The organism is Glaciihabitans sp. INWT7, from assembly GCF_014217685.1.
Taxonomy (GTDB): Bacteria; Actinomycetota; Actinomycetes; order Actinomycetales; family Microbacteriaceae; genus Lacisediminihabitans.
Genome location: NZ_CP043653.1, coordinates 306,124 through 325,203, shown reverse-complemented (window position 1 = coordinate 325,203; position 19,080 = coordinate 306,124). Strand labels below are relative to the sequence as shown.

Below are 19,080 nucleotides of genomic sequence, written 5' to 3'. Positions count from 1 at the left end.
GCTGATTCCCGGGCGATCGCCGGGGGAACTCCTCGCGGCATCCACCGATCGGTTGATGCGCCCCCATCCGGTGCACCGTTGTCGTGGGCGGCGTGGCGCGGGACTATGGGCGTATGACAACTCCTCCCCACGTGAGTGTGCGCAACCTGCGCAAGCAATACGGCGACTTCTCGGCTCTGGATGGCGTGAGCTTCGACATCGAAGCCGGCGAGACATTCGCCCTTCTCGGCCCCAACGGCGCCGGGAAGTCCACGACCATCGAGATTCTCGAGGGTTATCGCGATCGCACGAGCGGCGAGGCACTCGTGCTCGGCGTGGATCCCCAGCGCGGCGGCATCGACTGGAAGGCCCGCCTCGGAATCGTGTTGCAGTCGACCGGCGAGAGCGGCAATGTGACAGTGCGCGAGCAACTCGCTCACTTCGCCGGCTTCTATGCCAACCCGAGGGACGTCGACGAGGTCATCGCGGCGGTGGGACTCACCGAGAAGGCCAAATCGCGCATCAAGTCCCTCTCGGGCGGCCAACGGCGGCGGGTGGATGTCGCGCTCGGGGTGATCGGCCGGCCGGAGTTGCTCTTCCTCGACGAGCCGACCACCGGCTTCGACCCGGAGGCGCGACGCGAGTTCTGGGAGCTCATCCGCTCCCTCAAGCGCGAGGGCACGACGATCCTGCTGACCACCCACTACCTGGACGAGGCCGCACAGTTGGGCGACCGCGCGGGAGTGATCGCCGGAGGAACGCTCATCGACATCGGCACCATCGACGAGATCGGTGGGGCGCACGCCCGCATCCCGGTGGTGCGATGGCAGGACGAGAACGGATCTCACGAGGAACGCACTACCGAACCGGCATCCGTCGTCGCCCGCCTGTTCGCCGCGACCGGTGGCGAACCTGACGGCCTCGAAGTGCGACGCCCGAGCCTCGAAGACGTCTATCTCGACCTCGTCGCGGCACACACCACTCAGGACAAGACCATGGAAGAACTGGAGCGCGCACTGTGACCACCGCCATCGAGACCCCCAAGCTGCCCGCCGGCCGCACCCTCGCGCTGGGGGCTAGCCGCATCGGGTACGAGATCAAGACCTACTTCCGCCAGGGGGACTCGGTCTTCTTCACCTTCCTCTTCCCCCTGGTCTTCCTCACGATCTTCTCGGTCGCCTTCAGCGAGGGCAGCTTCGGCAAGACCGCGAGCGGCACCAACCTGACGGCCGCGGACTTCTACCTGCCCGGGATGCTCGCCGCCGGCGTGCTGCTCAGCGGCCTGCAGAACATGTCGATCGATATCGCGACGGAGAAGAGCGACGGCACCCTCAAACGCCTCGGGGGATCCCCCCTGCCGGTGCTGAGCTACTTCATCGGCAAGATCGGGCAGGTGATCGTGACGGGCATCCTGCAGTCGGCGCTGCTGCTCGTCGTCGCGGCGCTGGCGTTCAGGGTGCCGTTGCCGACCGATCCCATCAAATGGCTCACCTTCGCCTGGGTGTTCCTGCTCGGCGTCTCGACCTGTGCGGTGCTCGGCATCGCGCTGAGCGCACTGCCCCGCTCCGGCAAGAGTGCAACAGCGGTGATCATCCCGATCACGCTGATCCTGCAGTTCATCTCGGGCGTCTACCTGAGCTTCTCGCAGCTGCCCGACTGGCTGCAGAACTTCGCGAGCATCTTCCCGCTCAAGTGGCTGGCGCAGGGGATGCGCTCGGTATTCCTCCCGGATTCGTTCAAGACTCTCGAAATGGGCGGCACCTGGAACCTCGGCGGCGTCGCTCTCGTGACGGCGATCTGGCTCGTGGTCGGACTCGTGGCCTGCCGCCTGACCTTCCGTTGGATCCGCAAGGATTCCTGAGCCGCGGCCGACCGGGCTGGTGGGAAGCTTGAGACCATGACAGGAAACCGCTGGTGGCACGTGTTCTTCGCCACCACCATGGCGATGCTCGCGGTCATCGACGTGTTCTCCTGGGCGCCGAGCGCCGGCCAACGGATTGCCGCCTGGGCCACCATCGCGCTGCTGTCGATCGTCTACGTCACCATCGGAAGACGCGCGCTCGGCGGTGAAGCCCGCCTCAGGCTGCCGTTCGCGCTCGCTCTGATCATCGGCTCCGGCGCACTCGTCGCCTGCTCGCCGAATCTCGCCTTCGTGCAGGCGATCGCGTTTCCGCTGCTGTGGGTGGTGATCCCGTCGACCAGGGTGGCGATGGTGGCGAACGTCGGTCTCGCTGTCGCGGTGAGCGCCGGATTCATCGTTTCGGTGGGAACGGACTCCGACAACCTCGCGCAGACCGCGCTCATCCAGAGCATCTCGCTGGTGGGGAGCCTCGCCCTCGGGCTGTGGATCAGTCGTATCGCCGACCTGAGCGCCGAACGCCTCCACCTGCTCGATGAACTCACCGCGACGCAGGCCGAGCTCGCGGCGGCGAACCACGACACCGGGGTCGTGAGCGAACGGGAGCGACTCGCCCGGGAGATCCACGACACGATCGCCCAGAGCCTCACCGGCATCGTGATGATGTCCCAGCGCGCCCAGCGCGAACTCGCCCACGAGCGACTCGAACCCCTCGCCGACCAGCTGCGCCTGCTCGAGCAGAGCGCGCGGGAGGTGCTGGTTGAGACGCGATCGCTCGTCGCGGCGAGCGCCCCGGTCGACCTCGGCGGCGGCATAGCGGCCGCTCTCGAGAGGCTCGCCGAACGCTACCGCCGGGAGTCCGGGATCGCGATCACCGTGATCGCGGAGGTCTCGGTCGACCTCGATCGCGACACCGAGGTCGTGTTGCTTCGCTGTGCCCAGGAGGCGCTGGCCAACGTGCGAAAGCACTCGCACGCGACGTCGGCGACCGTGCGTATGGTCACCGAGCTGCACACGGCGACCCTCTCCGTCACCGATGATGGCACCGGCTTCGACTCGACTAAGGCGGAGACCGGCTTCGGGCTGCCCGGGATGCGGGACCGGCTTGCCCTGGTCAACGGCGCGCTCGCGCTGTCGAGCGTGCCGGGAGGCGGCACCTCCCTCTCGGTCTCACTGCCGATCGGGGTCGCTGCGTGATCCGCGTCGTGGTGGCCGACGACCATCAGATCGTGCGCAGCGGCATCGTCGCCCTGCTTCAGGACGCGCCGGATGTCGAGGTCGTCGGCGAGGCCGCGAGCGGAACTGAGGCCGTGTCGACCGCGCTCCGACTGAAGCCAGACCTCGTGCTGATGGACCTCCGGATGCCAGTGCCGTCTCGTTCCGGCAACTCCTCCTTCGGCGAAGTGGAGCTCGACGGGGTGGCCGCGACCCTGCAGATCCTCGCCTCGGAGCCCGGCATCCGTGTCATCGTGTTGACGACCTATGAGACCGACGAGGCGATCCTCTCCGCGATCGAGGCCGGTGCCACCGGCTACCTGTTGAAGGCTGCGCCGCAGGAGGAGATCCTCGCGGGAATCCGCTCGGTGGCCCGTGGTGAGGTGGCTCTCGCGCCCTCCATCGCGGCGCTGCTGGTGCGACGGGTAGCGAAGCCGGTCGCGGTGACGCTGAGCGCCCGGGAGAGTCAGGTGCTCGCGCTCGTCGCCGACGGAAACAGCAACCCCTCCATCGCGAAAGCGCTGTTTCTGAGCGAGGCAACGGTGAAGACCCACCTCCTGCATGTCTTCGAGAAACTCGGTGTGAGCGACCGCACGCGCGCGGTGACTCTCGCCATGGAACTCGGGCTGCTGAAGCGCTGAGGCAATAGCGGCTCTGGTCGAATGGCCCGACTCTTGCTAGCCTTTACCGATTCGTTACTAAACGGTGGCGAATCCCGAACACGCCCGAGTCTCGACCGCTGACGCGGAGGTCGCTCAAGGCAGAGGACTTACCCGGTGCAACAGCAGCAGAGATCGGCCCTGAAGAGGGTGACCTCCAAGGTCACCGCCATCGGCGCCCTGTTCGGCGTTGCCGCGCTCATCGTGTCGACCTCGCTTCCCGCAGCGGCGCTGTACCGCGCCGATTCCGCCGCGGCTCTCACCCGCACAAATTCGTCGTTGCGCGAGACGGCCCCAACCCAGTCGTTCGCCGCGAGCACCGAGGCGACTATCGCCGCGCCGACATCGGCCGGTCGTGATGGCTACGCGGTCACCCTTCCTCCCCCGCCGCCTCCGGTGCGCCAGGCCAAGCTGGCGAACTTCACCCCTCGCGGCAGCATGCTCTACACGCCGAATCCCAATGGCACCGTCCAGTGGCCCTTTCCCCGGTACGTGCCCATCGCCAGCGGATTCGGGCCGCGCCCGTCCCCCTGTCGTGGCTGTTCTTCCTATCACGACGGTCTCGACTTCCTGCCCGGAGCAGGTGCGCCCATCGGCGCGATCGCACCGGGAGTGGTGACCATCGTGGGTCAGGACACCGGTGGCTATGCCTCCTACGGCACGCGCGTCGTCATCGAACACGTGATCAATGGGCAGAGGGTCGAGAGCCTCTACGCGCACATGATCGCCGGATCACCGACCGTTGCGGTCGGCCAGACCGTGACCGTCGGGCAGACCCTCGGGTTTGTCGGCAGCACGGGCGCCTCGACCGGCGCCCACCTCCACCTCGGCATCTCCCTCGACGGGAGTTTCGTCGATCCCTACGCCTGGCTGATCGCCAACGCCAACTAGACGTCGGCCATCAGCTCAGACGTGCACGCCAAGCAGTACGGGCTCCGGCTGCAGCACGACCCCGTAAGCACCGAGTACGCGAGTCTGGATGTAGCGGGCGAGCTCCGCGACCTGCTCGGCGGTCGCACCCCCCGTGTTCACGATCGCGAGGCTGTGCTTGCTCGAGATGGCCGCGCGCGAACCGGGAAGCCGGAAACCCCGGGTCACGCCGGAGTGCTCGATCAGCCAGGCGGCGCTGAGCTTGACGCCGCTCGCAGCGGAGACGTTCCTGGGCGCGAGGTGCTCCGGGATGTAGGACTCCAGTGGAGTCACGCGCGGAGCCACAGTGGCAGAGGGGCCGTCCTCCGCCGGCCACCGCGGGACATCCGGGGGGAGTGAGCGCGAGAAGGCCGCACTCACAATCGGATTGGTGAAGAAAGAACCCGCGCTCACCGAATCGGGATCCGCCGGATCGAGAATCATCCCCTTCGCACTCCTCAGCGCGAGCACCGCGGAGCGCACCTGCGCGACGGGAAGGCGATCCCCCACCGAGACGCCGAGGGCGCTCGCAAGCTGGTCGTACTCGATCGGATCGCTGAGCGCACCGCCGTTCTGCGAGAGTGCGAGATCGATCGAGATGACGATTCCCGCGCGCCCTCCCTTGAGAGCGGATCGACGGTAGCCGAGCTCGAGTTCGGCGGCAGGAAGGCGCCGGCGTTCCCCGCTGAGATAGTCGAGGAACTCGATGGCGACCAGCGAGGAGGAGAGTTCCTGTCCGTAGGCGCCGATGTTCTGGATCGGGGCCGCCCCGCAGGACCCCGGGATACCCGAGAGCGCTTCGATGCCCGCGAGACCCTGCTCGACGGTGAGCGCGACGAGCTCATCCCAGGGCTCGCCGGCCTGTACGCGCAGCACCACGCCCTCGCCCGGCAGCCGTTCGATCCCCCGGGTGACCACATGGATCACCGTGCCCGGCACCCCGTCGTCGGCCACGACGAGGTTCGAGCCTCCGCCGAGCGCGATCCAGTCGTCACCGGTCGCCCAGACCGCCCTTGCGGTCTCGACGAGCTGATCGGCGGTCGCCGGCGCAAGGAACTCCGCCGCGGGGCCGCCGACGCGGATGGTGGTGTGTTCTCGAAGATCCATCGATCAGGCCACGCTCACGCGCACCTGCGCCTTTCCGAGCACCGTCGCACCGTCGAAGGTGACGGTGAGGTCGATGCGCGCGATGTCGGTCTCGAGAGCGCCGACCTTGGCGGTGACGCGCACGAGCGCACCCTCCGCGGCATCCACAGGCACCGGGCGGGTGAAGCGCACCTGGTAGTCGAGCACCCGTCCGGGGTCGCCGATCCAGTCGACGACCGGCTGCACCGCGAGGCCCATCGTGAGCATCCCGTGCGCGAGAACGCCGGGCAGCCCCACCGACTGGGCGACATCGTCGCGATAGTGGATCGCGTTGAAGTCGCCGGATGCCCCGGCGTACCGCACGAGCGAGTTGCGGCTGAGCGCGAACTCGGCTTCAGCCACCACCTGCCCGATCTCGAGGGACAGAGCCGTGATGCCGGTCATTCGTCACCCCGCACGACAAGGGTGGAGATTGCGGTGACGACGTGCTCGCCGTCTGCCCCGACGATGGAGGACTCGGCCGTGACCATGGAGTGTCCGCCGAGCGACTTGATGCTCGCGACGGTCAGGGTCGCAGTGAGTTCATCGCCCGCCACTATCGGGCGGCTGAAGCTGAAGCGCTGGTCCCCGTGCACCACACGCGAGAAGTCGATGCCCGCATCCGGCTCGGAGAGCAACTGGTGCAGTGTGCGCTCCTGTACGACGACCGGGAAGGTGGGCGGTGCGACGAGGTCGCTGTAGCCGGCGGCCTGTGCGGCGGCCAGATCGAAGCAGAGCGGGGTGGTGGCGAAGACGGAACGCGCGAACTCGCGGATCTTCTCCCGACCCACCAGGTACGGCTCTGTCGGCGGGAACACCCGGCCGACGAGTTCGGGGTTCACGGTCATTCGGATTCCTTGGGCACGGAGAGAGCCTAACGACGGCGGCCCCGAAAAGAGAAAGCCCCGGTCACCATCGCTGGTGGCCGGGGCTCTTTGCTGTATCGAGACTTACTGGCAGCTGTCGCACTGCAGGTCGTCCATCGGGTCGACCGGTACTGCGTATCCGCCGATGAAGCTGTTGTCGTTGTCCATGGGAGCCTCCTGAAGCTGATGGGTGGAAAGTGCGGAAAGTTTGGTACTCCGTCACCGCTTGTTCACTATCGGTGCCGTCGTGGGTTCTTACTATATAACCGGAATGACACTCCTGTCATTCCACTACATCTAGTGTTTTCGGCGTGTCGCGATATTTCTTGAACAAAGTGAGGCGCACCGGTCTGATCACCCCCGAAACACGGCCCGAACGCCCCAGTTCGCGTGTGTCTCGTTACCAGAATGAGACTTTTGGGAGGGCGTGGGCTAGCCTGTCGGGATGACTTCTTACGCCGCGAAGCTCGGCGCCCTTGTGGCTGCGGGCGCTCTCATCGCGACCGTAGCCATCCCCGCGTATGCCGTCGTCGGCTCCGCGGCCGCCGTCACCGGCCCCCCGGCAACGGTCCAGACGGCCTCGGTCGTCACTTCTGTGGCGCTCATCGCCCCCTCCCGCGACGGGTACTCGGTGACCAAGCCTCCCCCCGTCGTGATCGTCGCCGCGGCCGGTAAGGCTCCGGTTGCAAACCGCTTCGCCGGGGTGACCGTGAACCCGCCGGCCCCCTCCTACAGCGGAGCGGCGGTTCTCGCCTACGCGGCCCAGTTCGTGGGAGTCGTGCCCTACGGCACCGGCAACAGCCCGCAGACCAGCTTCTCGTGCGACGGATTCACCCAGTATGTCTTCGCCGGATTCGGCATCAGCCTGCCGCGCGGAGCCGACCACCAGGCCCGCCTCGGAGTGAGCATCAGTAAGGCGGATGCCGTCGCCGGCGACCTCGTCTATTGGCCCGGCCAGCACGTGGGCATCTACGACGGAGCCGGTGGCATGTACAACTCGCCGCGCCCTGGCCGCTACGTGGAGCACGTGGGCAGCCTGTGGGGCTCGCCCCTCTTCATCCGCCTGACTGTCTAGAACCGGTCACGGCCCCGCACTTTCTCGAAGGACGACGATGTTCACGGATCTGCCCGAAGCCCAGCTGCGGTCCTACGAGAGCAGCCAGGTCGACCCGCCGGATTTCGATGCGTTCTGGGAAACGACCCTCGCCGAGTCGCGCGGGTTCGATCTCGCAGTGACCGTGTCACCCGTCGATTCGGGGTTGCGCACCGTCGAGGTCTTCGATGTGAGCTTCGCCGGATACGGTGGGCACCGGGTGCACGCGTGGCTGCGTCTACCCGTCGGCATTTCGCAGCCACTTCCCGCCCTGGTGGAGTTCGTCGGGTATGGCGGCGGTCGCGGTCATGCCGTCGAGAACCTGTTCTGGTCGTCGGCCGGATTCGCGCACCTGCAGATGGACACCCGCGGGCAAGGGTCCATCTGGAGTCCCGGCGACACGGCGGACCCTCAGGGCTCGGCGCCCAGCAGCCCCGGGTTCATGACGCGCGGAATCGAATCGCCGGAGACCTACTACTACCGCCGCGTGATCACGGATGCCGTGCGGGCGATCGACGCCGCCCGATCCCTTCCGGCGATCGACGCCGACCGGATCTCGGTGCTCGGATTCAGCCAGGGCGGCGGGCTCGCCCTCGCCGTCGCCGGCCTGGTCGACGGCCTGCGCGCGGTCTTTCCGTTCGTGCCGTTCCTCTGCGACTTCCCGCGCGCCATCACGATCACCGACAGCGATCCCTACCGGGAGATCGGCCGCTACCTCGCCGTGCATCGCGCGAAAGCCGGGGCCGTGCAGAACACGCTCGGTTACTTCGACGGCGTCAATTTCGCCCGACGCGCTAGCGCTCCGGCCCGATTCTCGACCGCCCTGATGGACACGACCTGCCCGCCGTCCACCGTGTTCGGAGCCTTCAACGCGTACCGGGGCGAGAAGCAGATCGAGGTCTGGCCGTTCAACGCCCATGAGGGTGGCCAGATCGAGGATGAGCTTGCGGCCCTGCACATCCTGACCGCGTGATCCTGATCGCTCAGCGGGCCGCGCCCGCGAGGTAGTCCCGGTGCATCTCGGTCTGGGCGAGGGCCGAGTAGAGCAGGAAGTCCACGAGCCCGGGCCAGCCCGCCGACCAGGTGAGGGACGAGGCGATCTGCCAGGTGCTGGAGTCCGGGGCATCCTCGAGCACCGCCGCGACCTCTCGCGACCGGCGTCGGTGATGTTCGGCGGTCTCCGTCGCCCGCTCGGCCACCCCGGCGAAGCGGTAGCCATGGCCCGGCAGCACCTCATATCCGGGGTACTCGCGCACCCGATCGAGGCTGGCCAGATAATCTGCGAGGGGATTGGTGGCGCTCGGGGCGCCGAGGCCGAGCCCGGCGTACATCATCGGCAGGAGGTGATCACCGGTGAACAGCAGTGATCGCCCGTCTTCACGAAGACACAGGTGCCCGGAGGTGTGGCCGGGTGTCAGCATGCCGCGCAGGTCGAAGCCGGGGATGTCGAGCCGCTCGCCGTCGACGAGGGTGCGGTCCGCGGCGGGCGGCACGAAGCCCGAGGCCTGGGCGGTGATGCGCAGGATCTCGGCGCGGCGGTGCTCGGGCACGCCCCAGGCATCGAGCTGCAGCTCGACCGCATCCGCGTTTCCGGGGCCGTCGAAGGGAGAACCGGTGGCGGCAGCCTCCGTCTCGTGCAGCTGGAGCGGGGCACCGGATGCCTGGCGAAGTCGCTGCGCCAGGCCGATGTGGTCGGGGTGCAGATGCGTGGAGGTGATGGAGCGCACGTCCGCCACAGAGGCGCCGAGGCCGGCGAGCACCTCGCAGAGGGTCGACCAGTTCTGCGGCGAATCCCAGCCCGGATCGATCACGTGGAATGCGCCATCGGCGTCCCGCAGCACGTAGAGCAGGGAATAGGGCAGATAGCCGCCGGGCATCTGCTGGGCCAGCGCCCAGACATCATCGCGTACCAGCTCCGGCTGCGGGATCGTGCGGGAGCGCGACGCCTCGAACTGGGCAGGACTGGTGGGATGCATGGGGCCCTTCCGGCCGGGGAGGCGAACACCCCCGAAAGAAACGATACGTCCGGCGGGGATTCCCGGTGTTTACTCACCGCCGCCACGACCAGAATGGAGGGATACCTCATCACCCCCAGGAATCGAGCCCCATGTCTGCACCCACCCTGCCATTGAAACTCGGCTACAAGGCATCCGCGGAGCAGTTCGCGCCGCGGGAGCTCGTGGAGATCGCGGTCGCCGCGGAAGCCCACGGCTTCGAGAGCGTGGCGGTCAGCGACCACTTTCAGCCCTGGCGGCACACCGGCGGGCACGCCCCGTTCTCTCTTGCCTGGATGGCGGCCGTCGGCGAACGGACCTCGACCATCCAGATCGGCACCTCGGTGATGACCCCGACGTTCCGGTACAACCCCGCCGTGCTTGCTCAGGCCTTCGCGACTCTCGGCTGCCTCTACCCGGGGCGGATCATGATCGGCGTCGGAACGGGCGAGGCACTCAACGAGGTGGCCACGGGCTTTCGCGGAGCCGGCGAGCAGGACTGGCCCGAGTTCAAGGAACGGTACGCCCGGCTGCGCGAGGCGGTTTCCCTCATGCGTGAGCTGTGGACCGGCGACCGCGTCAACTTCGAGGGCGAGTACTACTCCACGCACGACGCGAGCATCTACGACCGGCCGGAGGGCGGCATCCCGGTCTATATCGCTGCGGGCGGTCCGGTGGTGGCCGGCTACGCCGGTCGCGCGGGAGACGGTTTCATCTGCACCTCAGGCAAGGGGATGGACCTGTACACCGAGAAGCTGATCCCCGCCGTTGCTGCGGGCGCCGAGAAGGCGGGGAGGGATGTCGCGGCGATCGACCACATGATCGAGATCAAGCTCTCGTACGACACCGATCCCGACCTCGCGCTCGAGAACACCCGCTTCTGGGCGCCGCTGTCGCTCTCGGCGGAACAGAAGCACGACCTGACCGACCCGATCGAGATGGAGAAGGCGGCCGACGCCCTGCCGATCGAGCAGGTCGCCACGCGCTGGATCGTGGGCTCCGACCCCGATGAAACGACCGCGAAGATCGGCGAGTACATCGACGCCGGCTTCAATCATCTGGTGTTCCATGCACCGGGTCACGACCAGGCCCGTTTCCTCGAGTCGTTCGAGCGGGACCTCGCGCCGCGTCTGCGCGCGCGCTAAGCGCCTTCCCGGGAGGGATCGGACTCGGCCGATCGGTCGTGGCGGCCCGGATTCCCGGCGCCACAGCCGAGGTGCGGCTCAGCCGACGTCGGCGAGCACGCGGGCGGTCCGCAACGCGACGAAGGCCCGGTCGAGGTCTGCGATCAGGTCCGCTTCATCCTCGATACCCACCGAGAGGCGCACCAGTCCGTCGTCGATACCGAAGCGTGCCCGGTCGGCCGCGGAGACCTGCGCGTGCGAAGTCGTACCCGGATGCAGGATCATCGAGCGCACATCCCCCATGTGGGTCATCCGGCTGAAGAGCTCGACGGAGTCGATGAGCGTGCGGGCATCGTCGAGGCCGCCGGTGAGGGTGAATCCGAAGACGGATCCGGCCCCGCGCGGCAGATAGCGCTCGGCGAGCGCGCGGTGCGGGCTGGAGGCGAGACCGGGATAGTCGACGGACTCCACCTCGGGCTGTTGCTCGAGCCATTCGGCCACGGCGAGCGCGTTGCGCGAATGACGCTCCACGCGCAACGAGAGGGTCTCGAGTCCCTGGAGCAGAAGGAACGCGTTGACGGGCGACAGAACCGGGCCGAGCCGGGCCGCGATCACGGTGCGGGCGTATTCGATGAATGCCCTCGGGCCGAAGCGGGACACCATCGAGTCGCTCTCATCACCCGCGAGAGGCGCCGAGAACTGCGGGAACTTCTGCGGATACCGGGCCCAGTCGAAGCTGCCACCGTCGACGATGACCCCGGCAAGGGAGGCGCCGTGGCCGCTGAGGAACTTGCTTGCGGAGTGCACCACCACCGAGGCGCCATGGTCGAGAGGGCGAAGCAGATACGGCGTGGCCGCCGTGCTGTCGACGATGAACGGCACCCCGGCATCCCGGGCGAAGCCCGCGACGAGGTCGAAATCGATCAGGTCGTTCTTGGGGTTGGGGATCGATTCGGCGAAGACCGCGCGCGTGGTCGGCCGCAGTCGACGCTGCCATTCGGCGAGATCGTGGGGATCATCGACGAACTCGACCTCTATTCCGAACCGCACGAAGTTCTCGCGGAAGAGCGTCTTGGTGCCCTCGTAGAGGCTCTGGGTGGCGAGGAAATGATCTCCGGACTTGAGGATGGCGAGCATAGCGACCGTGAGCGCGGCCTGACCGCTTCCGACCAGTAGCGATCCGACGCCGTGCTCGAGAGCGGTAAGCCGATCCTCGACCACGACGTTCGTCGGGTTACCCACGCGCGAATAGGTCCAGGCTCCGTCGTGGCCGGCGAAGCGGTCGCGCGCATGGTCGAAGGAGTCGAAGACGAACCCTGCCGTGAGGTAGATCGGGGTGACCCGAGCGCCGTGCCCGTCACCGATCTGCTCACCGGCATGCACCTGGTCGGTGTCGAAACCGAAGTGCTCGCTGCCGAAGGGCAAGGGGGTGGATGTCACGGCGTTTCTCCTCTGGGTGCGCGGCCCACGCTACGGCGGGGAGGGCGAGCGGACAATCCGCCTCTTCACACGGCGACACATTCCGCCGCCCTCCACCGGGATCGACCTAGGGTCGAGGAGCACACGCCGGCCTCACAGGGAGATGAACACCATGACGCGACTCCAACACTTCGGCTGGTTCTTCGGCCGCGGCTTCGGACCACAGGGGTGGGGCCGCCCGGATTACCAGTGGAAATATCGGTGGACCTCGCCGAAGCTCTACCAGCAGTCCGTCCGCGAGCTCGAGCAGGCCGGGCTCGACCTGCTGATCATCGAGGATGCCCTCTCCCTCGGCTCCCCGGAGACGCTCGACCTGCGCGTGCGTGCGGCCTACGGCGGACCGAAGCTCGATCCGCTGCTGCTGACTCCCTATCTCTTCGAGGCGAGCTCGCACATCGGGATCGCGCCGACCATCAACGCCGGGGCCTATCCGCCCTATCTCGCCGCTCGACAGTTCGCCACCCTCCAGCACCTCAGCGACAGCCGGTTCGGCATCAACCTGGTCACCGACGTGAAGAGCGCGCGGCACTTCGGTCTGGAGGAACTGTCTCATGACGGTGCCTACGATCGGGCCGAGGAGTGGCTCACCGTCGTGCGCCGCCTCTGGCACAGCTGGGACGAGGGTGCCCTCGTCGAGGATGCCGCGACCGGGCGCTTTGCCGATGCCAGCCACATCGATGCCTTCCACCACGAGGGTGAGTACTTCACCCTTGACGGGCCCCTCAACGCCGTGCCGTTCGACGCGGGCGATCCGCTCATCGTCTCCCCCGGCGGCTCCGGACGCGGGCTGTCCTTCGCCGGGGGCAACTCCGACGTGCAGCTCGCCCTCGCCCCGCTCACCGTCGAGAGTGTGCGCGCCTACCGTGCAAAGGTGCACGAGGCCGCCGTCGCGCGCGGCCGCCGGGCCGAAGACATCAAGATCCTGTTCGTCTTCAAGCCGGAGATCGTGGCGAGCCAGGAGGAGGTGGATCGCGTGGTCGCGGCCTCGCTGCATCCTTCCGATGCCGAAGTGCGAGCCGTGATCGCCGGTCAGTCGAGCGACCTCGAGACGGACCTCACCATCCTCGATCTCGACAAGCCACTGGACATCTCGGTCTTCGGACAGCACGTCTCCCAGGGCACGATCAAGGGTCTGCTCGGAGGCTCGGAAAGCTTCGAGACTCAGACCCTCCGCGACCTCGCGGCGCGCAAGGCCCGCAAGGGGCGTATCGCCGACGGCACCGGATTCGTCGGCACCCTCGAGCAGGTCGCGGACTTCATCCAAGCTCTCGGGGACGACGCCGACAACGACGGCTTCATCTTCTCGGGCGACCTCCACCCGGTGACCGTTCACGGATACCTCGATCTCCTGGTGCCGGAACTGCGCAAGCGAGGGGTGCTGCGCCGCGAATACGGCACGGGCGGTGCGCGGGGCAACCTGCTCGACTTCTGACCCCTGCGGATGCCGGTTCCGGGACATCCGCAGAATACTTTCGCGGATCCGCGTCATAGTTGCGCCGCCCTCGCGTCGCTCTTCCTATAGCGATCACATCTGTCATGTGGTCTGGATCAAGGAGGATCTATGAACATCCGAAGCCTCACAGGCACGCACGCCGGTCGCATCGTGCTCGCGGCGGTGCCGGTGGCCGTCGTCGCCACCGTGCTGATGGGCGGAGTGGCCAACGGCGCGGTGCCGGTGTCCTTCGCCGTCTCCGGCAGCCAGTTCCAGATCAGCGCCTCCCAGTTGGACGGCACCGGGTTCTCCCAGTACGCGGGGGTCGCCAACGACACCGCCGGCAAGCCCCACCAGGTGGCCATCGCCAACATCGCCTCCGCCAACCTCGCGGATCTGTGCCAGTCCGTCGTGACCGACACCCCGCTCGGCAAGGTCGGACTGCTCATCACCGCCGGTGGCGGCGGGAAGCCGGCAACGGCGACCGACCTCCAGATCGGCATGACCGACCTCAAGGGCGACTCCACCTTCAACAACATCCGCATCGGGGTGGATGCCTCGACCGTGAAGACCAGCCACAAGGGAACGGCGGGAGACTTCGCGCAGGATGCCGACTCCCTCAAGATCGTCGGGCTGCAGCAGACCGCGTGGTCGACCCAGGCCTCGGTCTTCACCCTCACCGGCATGCATCTCCAGCTCACGGATGGCACCAAGGGGTGCTTCTAGTGACCGCCCGTCGCACCGCATTCTCGGCCTGGCGACGCAACCGGCCTTTCGTGGGAGGTCTGCTCGCCGCCCTCGCCGGGGTGGAGATGTTCTTCTCCGGGCAGTTGGACGTGGGCAAGATCCACGTGCAGGTGGGCATCGAGGGATTGCAGGCCACGATCATCCCGCTGCTGATGGTGTTGCTCGGAATCCTCGCGACCGTCATGCCGGTGCACCGCATCTTCTACGGTGTGCTCGTGCTCGCCATCTCGATCTACTCGCTAGTCGGAGTGAACCTGGGCGGATTCTTCATCGGAATGCTCCTCGGTGCGGTCGGCGGCATCCTGATCGTCGCCTGGATGCCGCTGGAGTCTCGTCACCAGAACCCGGAGACCGCCGCGGTCGTGAGGGAAGCGGCCCCCGTCGAAGCGAGTCGATCCTGAACGCGGGGCGGTCGCGCCGGTGCACGACCGGGACTCTTCTGATTGCGGCGGTGCTCGTGGTCGCCCTCTCGGGAATCGGCGCGGCACGGGTGCCGGGCGCGGGCATGTGCATCCCGCTGCTCATGCAGTGCGGGTCGGGACAGCCGTCTCCCGCACCGAGCCAGGGTCCTCGACCGAGTCCGGCCCCCGTCGCGCCCCTCCCCGGGAAAATCGGCCTGCCGCCCGCACCGGGTTCGGGCACGCCGCCGGCCCCGGCCATCGGCGTGCCGGATGACGGAGCCCCGACGTTCACCCTGCCCGCCGCCCAGCTCGGCGGCTCCTCGATCTCCATCTCGGGACTCCACTCGGTCACCGTCGTCACGGTCCCCCTAGCCAACGGCACCCGCACGACAGCGCTCAAGATCGTCGCCGACGGTGTCACCGTGAAGGACTTCCTGCTCGATGTGCGGAAGGCGACCGGTCCAGCTCTGGTGACCGATGCCACGACGATGCAGCTGACGGGGAACGTGCAGGTCTATCTCGACTCGCTCACGGCATCATTGCTCGACGGCACGGCACTCACCCTCCTCGCCAACACACCTCCGCCGGGTGACGAGCTGCCGCCGACCATGCTGCGTGTGACTCTCGGTCTCGTGGGAGTCACGGCGAACTCGATCGCCTTCTCCGCACCGCACCAGTCTCTGAATTAGCCGCCGGGCACCGAAGAGGACGTCCTCCCTCCGAGGCGCAGGCTGCCGATCCGTTGTGACGTTATGGGTGGGGCGTCAGGCGCTGGTCCCGTTAGCGGGATATCTGCTGGAGCGCCCAGGAGTTGCCGTCCGGGTCGCTGAAGTAGGCGTAGCGGACTCCGCCCATGTCGCTGATCCCCGATACCTCCACTCCGGTGCCGAGCAGCTCCTCCCTGACCGCGTCCAGGTCGTCCACCACCAGGTGCAGACCATTCACTGCGGGCGCATCCGCCTCGACGAAACCCACGCCGATGGCGATCGAACAGGCCGATCCGGGAGGGGTCAGCTGCACCACCCGCATGCCATTGCCCGGCTCGACGTCGTGGTCGACCAGGAAGCCGACCTGCTCGACGTAGAAGGCCTTGCTGCGGTCCACGTCGGTCGAACGCAGCGGCACCAGTTCCAGACGCATGTCCATGGCAACTCCTCTTTCCCCCGTCATTATGGCGTGGCCGGCGCCGGGCCACGACGACGCGCCCATTGTCATACCCACCGAGTAGCCTCGGCTCATGATCGGAACCCTTGAACTTCTCCTCATCGACTGCCCGGAACCCCAGCAACTCGCCCGGTTCTATGCCGAGCTGATCGGAGCCGAGATCGTCGGCTTCGACCCCGACTGGGCCGAACTCGCGCCGCCCGGCGGAGGGCGCCCGCTCATCGCGTTCCAGCAGGTGGACCACTACACAGCTCCGCGGTGGCCCAGCCAGGATGGCCCGCAGCAGATGCATCTCGACGTGAAGGTCGACGACTTCGACGTCGCCGAGGCTGCCGTGCTCGCACTCGGTGCGACCAAGGCGGGATCGGAGACGCCCACGTTTCGCGTCTACCTCGACCCTGCCGGGCATCCGTTCTGCCTGATCATGCCCCAGGACTGACCGCCGCCAGCGCGGCCTCAGGCCCGGTGGGCCGGATGCCGTGGAGCCGAATCCTCGCCGACGGCCAGATCGACCACCTCGTCCTCGTGAGAGACAGGATGCGTCCGCTCGAGCTTCGCGCCCTCCACGTCGACGTCCGGGATGATGCGGTCCAGCCATTTCGGCAGCCACCATGCCGCTCTTCCGAGCAGGTGCATGGCGGCCGGGATGAGCAGCATCCGCACGATGAAGGCGTCGAGGAGCACGCCGAAGGCCAGTCCGAAACCGATCGGGCGAATAGTGGAGGACTCCGAGAAGATGAATCCGGAGAAGACCGAGATCATGATGATGGCTGCGGCCGTCACCACCGATCGACCGGCATGAAGGCCGCGCTGCACGGCGATCTTCGCCGGGGCACCGTGAGCGTAAGCCTCCCGCATGCCAGAGACCAGGAACAGCTGGTAGTCCATCGCGAGACCGAACAGCACCCCGACCTCGATCACGGGCAGGAAGCTCAGAATCGGCGCCGGATCGTGCACTCCGAACACGGCGCTGAGCCATCCGTACTGGTAGATCGCGGTGAGCCCGCCGAAGGTGGCGAGGAGCGACAGCACGAAGCCCGCCGTCGCGGTGATCGGCACGAGAATCGAGCGGAACACCAGGATCAGGATCAGCAGCGAAAGCCCGACGACCACCACGAGATAGATCGGAAGCGCCGCGGAGAGCTTCTCGGACACGTCGATGTTCGCACTCGCGTTGCCGGCCACCCCCAGGGTGATCTTTCCGGAATCCGACGAGATCGGAGAGAGATCGCGCAGATCGTGAACGAGAGCCTCCGTCGACACGCTCGACGGGCCTCCCTTCGGGATCACCTGGAAGGCGACGACCGTGCCATCCGTCGATGCGCCGATCGGAGCTACTGCGGCCACGTTTCCCACTGACGTGATCTTCGTTCCGATCGCGATCTCCTGGCGCTGGAGTTCGTCTCCGGTAGCGGCCGCGGGCAGATCGGCGACGACGAGCAGCGGGCTGTTCTGGCCGGCGCCGAACTTGTCTTCGAGGGTCTTGTAGGCCTTGTACTGGCTAGAGGTCGTGGCCTCCGATGAGCCGACAGGAAGCCCGAGGCGCATGTTCATGGCAGGGAGGGCGATGACGCCGAGAACCGCGACGCCGGCGACCAGCGTGATGATCGCGCGCCAGGTCTTCATCGGAGTGTTGGGCACCCGCTTGGCGCTCGCGTGCCCGATCGCCAGGCGTTCCTTCTTGCGCAGGATCCGGAGCCCGACCAGCGAGAGCATCGCCGGGGTGAACGTGATCGCCACCAGGATGGCCACCGCGACCGCGACGGCACCGACGGTTCCCATGAGGCCGAGGAACGGGATGCCGGTGATGTTGAGCGCGAGCAGTGCGACGATGACCGTGGTGCCGGCGAAGACCACCGCGTTGCCGGAGGTACCGTTGGCCAGTCCGATGGACTCGTGCAGCGGCATCCCCTGTTTCAACTGGGTGCGATGCCGGTTGAGGATGAACAGCGAATAGTCGATTCCGACCGCCAGGCCGAGCATCACACCGAGCACCACCGTGACGGAGTTGAACTCCACGATGCCGGAGAACGCCATGGCGCCCAGGGTGGCGGCACCGAGTCCGACGCCGGCGCTGAGGAGGGGAAGGGCCGCTCCGATGAGCGTTCCGAGCATGACCATGAGCACGATCGCCGCGACGATGACGCCGACGACTTCACCCGGTCCGAGGATGCTCGGAACCCCCTGCGCGATGTCTTGCGACACATAGACCTTCACCCCGTCGACGCCGGCCTCCGCCTTTTTCTCGACCGCGGTCTTCAGCGCGGGAGAGACGAGGTTGGTCGACTTGGTGAACTGGATGGTGGCGACAGCACTGCTGTCATCCTTGGAAACGAATCGGATGTTGGACGAGAGGTCGAGAAGCTGGGATCCGAGTTCGAGCTTGGTGCTCTGATCGTCGAGGGTCTTCGCGTTGGCGTCGAGGGTCGCTTGATTGGCGGTGAGGGTCGCCTGCTGGGCGGTGATCCCGGCCTGCTGCGCCTCGAGCTGCGCCTGCACTGCCGCCGGAGCACCCGCGGCCGCGGCCTTGGCCGCGTCGAGCTGCTGCTGGGCCTGATCGAGTTGAGTCTGGCCCGCGGTCAGCTGGGCCTGCGCGGCCGCGAGCTGGTCCTTGCCGGTGGTGATCTTCGACCGACCGTCGGTGACCTGCTGCCGGTTGTCGTCCAGTGTCGCTTGCGTGGTGAACGGGTTGTTGGCCGACTTCACCCCGCTCATGTCGGCGATGTCTGCGAGAAGCTGCGTGACATCCGCCTTCTGGGCGTCGGTGAAGGCCTTTCCGGAGGTCGTCTCGAGCACGAGGCTTCCGCTTCCGCCGCTCGCCTTGGGGAACTTCGCGTTCAGCTCGTCCTGCACCTTGGCCGTCGCCGTACCGGGGATGCTGATCGACGGGGATGGCGTGCCCGCGAACAGCGCGTACCCGACTCCCGCGAGGGCGATGATCACCACCCAGCTGACGATGACCGTCCAGTGACGGCGTGCAGAGAATCGTCCGAGGCGATAGAGGAGGCCGGCCATGTCGAACCCTCGTTCCTTTC

General features: G+C 67.2%; 20 protein-coding genes. 13 read left to right on the top strand and 7 right to left on the bottom strand.

Translation table 11 applies throughout. The features are described 5' to 3' along the window. Nucleotides 1–113 precede the first annotated feature (113 nt). From F1C58_RS01660 to F1C58_RS01640, 5 genes are all read left to right on the top strand, one after another. On the top strand, nucleotides 114–1,001 hold the full coding sequence (locus tag F1C58_RS01660; RefSeq protein WP_185202310.1) for an ABC transporter ATP-binding protein: 888 nt from the start codon (nucleotides 114–116) through the stop codon (nucleotides 999–1,001). After that, nucleotides 998–1,840, top strand: coding sequence for an ABC transporter permease (locus F1C58_RS01655; RefSeq protein WP_185202309.1), 843 nt, complete (start codon nucleotides 998–1,000; stop codon nucleotides 1,838–1,840). Before F1C58_RS01660 ends, F1C58_RS01655 begins: the two co-directional genes overlap by 4 nt. A gap of 36 nt (nucleotides 1,841–1,876) precedes the next feature. Next, nucleotides 1,877–3,034: a sensor histidine kinase gene (locus tag F1C58_RS01650; protein ID WP_185202308.1), complete on the top strand. Its 1,158-nt coding sequence runs from the start codon at nucleotides 1,877–1,879 to the stop codon at nucleotides 3,032–3,034. Further along, entirely contained in the window at nucleotides 3,031–3,693 is a 663-nt protein-coding gene (locus F1C58_RS01645) for a response regulator transcription factor (RefSeq protein WP_185202307.1), read from the top strand. Before F1C58_RS01650 ends, F1C58_RS01645 begins: the two co-directional genes overlap by 4 nt. A 135-nt stretch (nucleotides 3,694–3,828) precedes the next feature. Then, nucleotides 3,829–4,602, top strand: coding sequence for a M23 family metallopeptidase (locus tag F1C58_RS01640; RefSeq protein ID WP_185202306.1), 774 nt, complete (start codon nucleotides 3,829–3,831; stop codon nucleotides 4,600–4,602). 15 nt (nucleotides 4,603–4,617) lie between these two features. Here the strand turns inward: F1C58_RS01640 and F1C58_RS01635 are convergent, their stop codons facing one another. From F1C58_RS01635 to F1C58_RS01625, 3 genes are read right to left on the bottom strand one after another with little or no spacing between them, the layout of a single operon-like run. Continuing rightward, nucleotides 4,618–5,727: a UDP-N-acetylmuramate dehydrogenase gene (locus tag F1C58_RS01635; protein WP_185202305.1), complete on the bottom strand. Its 1,110-nt coding sequence runs from the start codon at nucleotides 5,725–5,727 to the stop codon at nucleotides 4,618–4,620. Nucleotides 5,728–5,730: 3 nt separating this feature from the next. After that, on the bottom strand, nucleotides 5,731–6,150 hold the full coding sequence (locus tag F1C58_RS01630) for a MaoC family dehydratase (RefSeq protein WP_185202304.1): 420 nt from the start codon (nucleotides 6,148–6,150) through the stop codon (nucleotides 5,731–5,733). After that, nucleotides 6,147–6,593, bottom strand: coding sequence for a MaoC family dehydratase N-terminal domain-containing protein (locus F1C58_RS01625; protein ID WP_185202303.1), 447 nt, complete (start codon nucleotides 6,591–6,593; stop codon nucleotides 6,147–6,149). The genes F1C58_RS01630 and F1C58_RS01625 overlap by 4 nt, the downstream gene beginning before the upstream one ends. 463 nt (nucleotides 6,594–7,056) lie before the next feature. On the opposite strand from F1C58_RS01625, the gene F1C58_RS01620 reads away from it, so the two are divergent. After that, nucleotides 7,057–7,686, top strand: a complete 630-nt coding sequence (locus F1C58_RS01620; RefSeq protein WP_185202302.1) for a C40 family peptidase — start codon at nucleotides 7,057–7,059, stop codon at nucleotides 7,684–7,686. Nucleotides 7,687–7,723: 37 nt separating this feature from the next. Then, nucleotides 7,724–8,677 (top strand): acetylxylan esterase, encoded by a 954-nt coding sequence (locus F1C58_RS01615; RefSeq protein WP_185202301.1) that lies wholly within the window; start codon nucleotides 7,724–7,726, stop codon nucleotides 8,675–8,677. 10 nt (nucleotides 8,678–8,687) lie between these two features. Here F1C58_RS01615 and F1C58_RS01610 read toward each other — a convergent pair whose 3' ends face one another. After that, complete coding sequence (locus tag F1C58_RS01610; RefSeq protein WP_255461203.1) at nucleotides 8,688–9,680, bottom strand: MBL fold metallo-hydrolase; 993 nt, start codon at nucleotides 9,678–9,680, stop codon at nucleotides 8,688–8,690. A gap of 131 nt (nucleotides 9,681–9,811) precedes the next feature. On the opposite strand from F1C58_RS01610, the gene fgd reads away from it, so the two are divergent. After that, nucleotides 9,812–10,843 (top strand): glucose-6-phosphate dehydrogenase (coenzyme-F420), encoded by a 1,032-nt coding sequence (gene fgd / locus F1C58_RS01605; protein WP_185202300.1) that lies wholly within the window; start codon nucleotides 9,812–9,814, stop codon nucleotides 10,841–10,843. 78 nt (nucleotides 10,844–10,921) lie between these two features. Here fgd and F1C58_RS01600 read toward each other — a convergent pair whose 3' ends face one another. Further along, on the bottom strand, nucleotides 10,922–12,262 hold the full coding sequence (locus tag F1C58_RS01600; protein WP_255461202.1) for an O-acetylhomoserine aminocarboxypropyltransferase/cysteine synthase family protein: 1,341 nt from the start codon (nucleotides 12,260–12,262) through the stop codon (nucleotides 10,922–10,924). A 151-nt stretch (nucleotides 12,263–12,413) separates the two neighbouring features. On the opposite strand from F1C58_RS01600, the gene F1C58_RS01595 reads away from it, so the two are divergent. The 4 genes from F1C58_RS01595 to F1C58_RS01580 all read left to right on the top strand — a co-directional run bounded on the left by F1C58_RS01595 (nucleotide 12,414) and on the right by F1C58_RS01580 (nucleotide 15,570). After that, the gene (locus F1C58_RS01595; RefSeq protein WP_185202299.1) at nucleotides 12,414–13,733 is read left to right on the top strand and encodes an LLM class flavin-dependent oxidoreductase; all 1,320 of its coding nucleotides are present in this window, start codon (nucleotides 12,414–12,416) and stop codon (nucleotides 13,731–13,733) included. 129 nt (nucleotides 13,734–13,862) lie between these two features. Then, nucleotides 13,863–14,459, top strand: coding sequence for a DUF6230 family protein (locus tag F1C58_RS01590; protein ID WP_185202298.1), 597 nt, complete (start codon nucleotides 13,863–13,865; stop codon nucleotides 14,457–14,459). Next, a complete protein-coding gene (locus tag F1C58_RS01585) occupies nucleotides 14,459–14,881 on the top strand; it encodes a DUF6114 domain-containing protein (protein ID WP_255461201.1) in 423 nt (140 codons plus the stop codon). Before F1C58_RS01590 ends, F1C58_RS01585 begins: the two co-directional genes overlap by 1 nt. A gap of 50 nt (nucleotides 14,882–14,931) precedes the next feature. Further along, on the top strand, nucleotides 14,932–15,570 hold the full coding sequence (locus tag F1C58_RS01580) for a hypothetical protein (RefSeq protein ID WP_255461200.1): 639 nt from the start codon (nucleotides 14,932–14,934) through the stop codon (nucleotides 15,568–15,570). A gap of 91 nt (nucleotides 15,571–15,661) precedes the next feature. On the opposite strand, the gene F1C58_RS01575 is transcribed toward F1C58_RS01580, so the two are convergent. Then, nucleotides 15,662–16,027: a VOC family protein gene (locus F1C58_RS01575; RefSeq protein WP_185202297.1), complete on the bottom strand. Its 366-nt coding sequence runs from the start codon at nucleotides 16,025–16,027 to the stop codon at nucleotides 15,662–15,664. Between the two features lie 91 nt (nucleotides 16,028–16,118). Here F1C58_RS01575 and F1C58_RS01570 point away from each other — a divergent pair, with 91 nt between their 5' ends. Beyond that, on the top strand, nucleotides 16,119–16,484 hold the full coding sequence (locus F1C58_RS01570; protein ID WP_185202296.1) for a VOC family protein: 366 nt from the start codon (nucleotides 16,119–16,121) through the stop codon (nucleotides 16,482–16,484). A gap of 17 nt (nucleotides 16,485–16,501) precedes the next feature. Here the strand turns inward: F1C58_RS01570 and F1C58_RS01565 are convergent, their stop codons facing one another. Continuing rightward, nucleotides 16,502–19,060 carry an MMPL family transporter gene (locus F1C58_RS01565; protein ID WP_185202295.1) on the bottom strand — a complete coding sequence of 853 codons (2,559 nt, stop codon included), beginning with the start codon at nucleotides 19,058–19,060 and terminating at the stop codon, nucleotides 16,502–16,504. Between the last annotated feature and the right edge of the window lie 20 nt (nucleotides 19,061–19,080).

Coding starts and splice junctions, on each gene's coding strand:
- F1C58_RS01660 (WP_185202310.1), top strand. CDS start 114: ATGACAACTCCTCCCCACGTGAGTGTGCGCAACCTGCGCAAGCAATAC.
- F1C58_RS01650 (WP_185202308.1), top strand. CDS start 1,877: ATGACAGGAAACCGCTGGTGGCACGTGTTCTTCGCCACCACCATGGCG.
- F1C58_RS01635 (WP_185202305.1), bottom strand. CDS start 5,727: ATGGATCTTCGAGAACACACCACCATCCGCGTCGGCGGCCCCGCGGCG.
- F1C58_RS01630 (WP_185202304.1), bottom strand. CDS start 6,150: ATGACCGGCATCACGGCTCTGTCCCTCGAGATCGGGCAGGTGGTGGCT.
- F1C58_RS01625 (WP_185202303.1), bottom strand. CDS start 6,593: ATGACCGTGAACCCCGAACTCGTCGGCCGGGTGTTCCCGCCGACAGAG.
- F1C58_RS01620 (WP_185202302.1), top strand. CDS start 7,057: ATGACTTCTTACGCCGCGAAGCTCGGCGCCCTTGTGGCTGCGGGCGCT.
- F1C58_RS01615 (WP_185202301.1), top strand. CDS start 7,724: ATGTTCACGGATCTGCCCGAAGCCCAGCTGCGGTCCTACGAGAGCAGC.
- F1C58_RS01610 (WP_255461203.1), bottom strand. CDS start 9,680: ATGCATCCCACCAGTCCTGCCCAGTTCGAGGCGTCGCGCTCCCGCACG.
- fgd (WP_185202300.1), top strand. CDS start 9,812: ATGTCTGCACCCACCCTGCCATTGAAACTCGGCTACAAGGCATCCGCG.
- F1C58_RS01595 (WP_185202299.1), top strand. CDS start 12,414: ATGACGCGACTCCAACACTTCGGCTGGTTCTTCGGCCGCGGCTTCGGA.
- F1C58_RS01590 (WP_185202298.1), top strand. CDS start 13,863: ATGAACATCCGAAGCCTCACAGGCACGCACGCCGGTCGCATCGTGCTC.
- F1C58_RS01575 (WP_185202297.1), bottom strand. CDS start 16,027: ATGGACATGCGTCTGGAACTGGTGCCGCTGCGTTCGACCGACGTGGAC.
- F1C58_RS01570 (WP_185202296.1), top strand. CDS start 16,119: ATGATCGGAACCCTTGAACTTCTCCTCATCGACTGCCCGGAACCCCAG.
- F1C58_RS01565 (WP_185202295.1), bottom strand. CDS start 19,060: ATGGCCGGCCTCCTCTATCGCCTCGGACGATTCTCTGCACGCCGTCAC.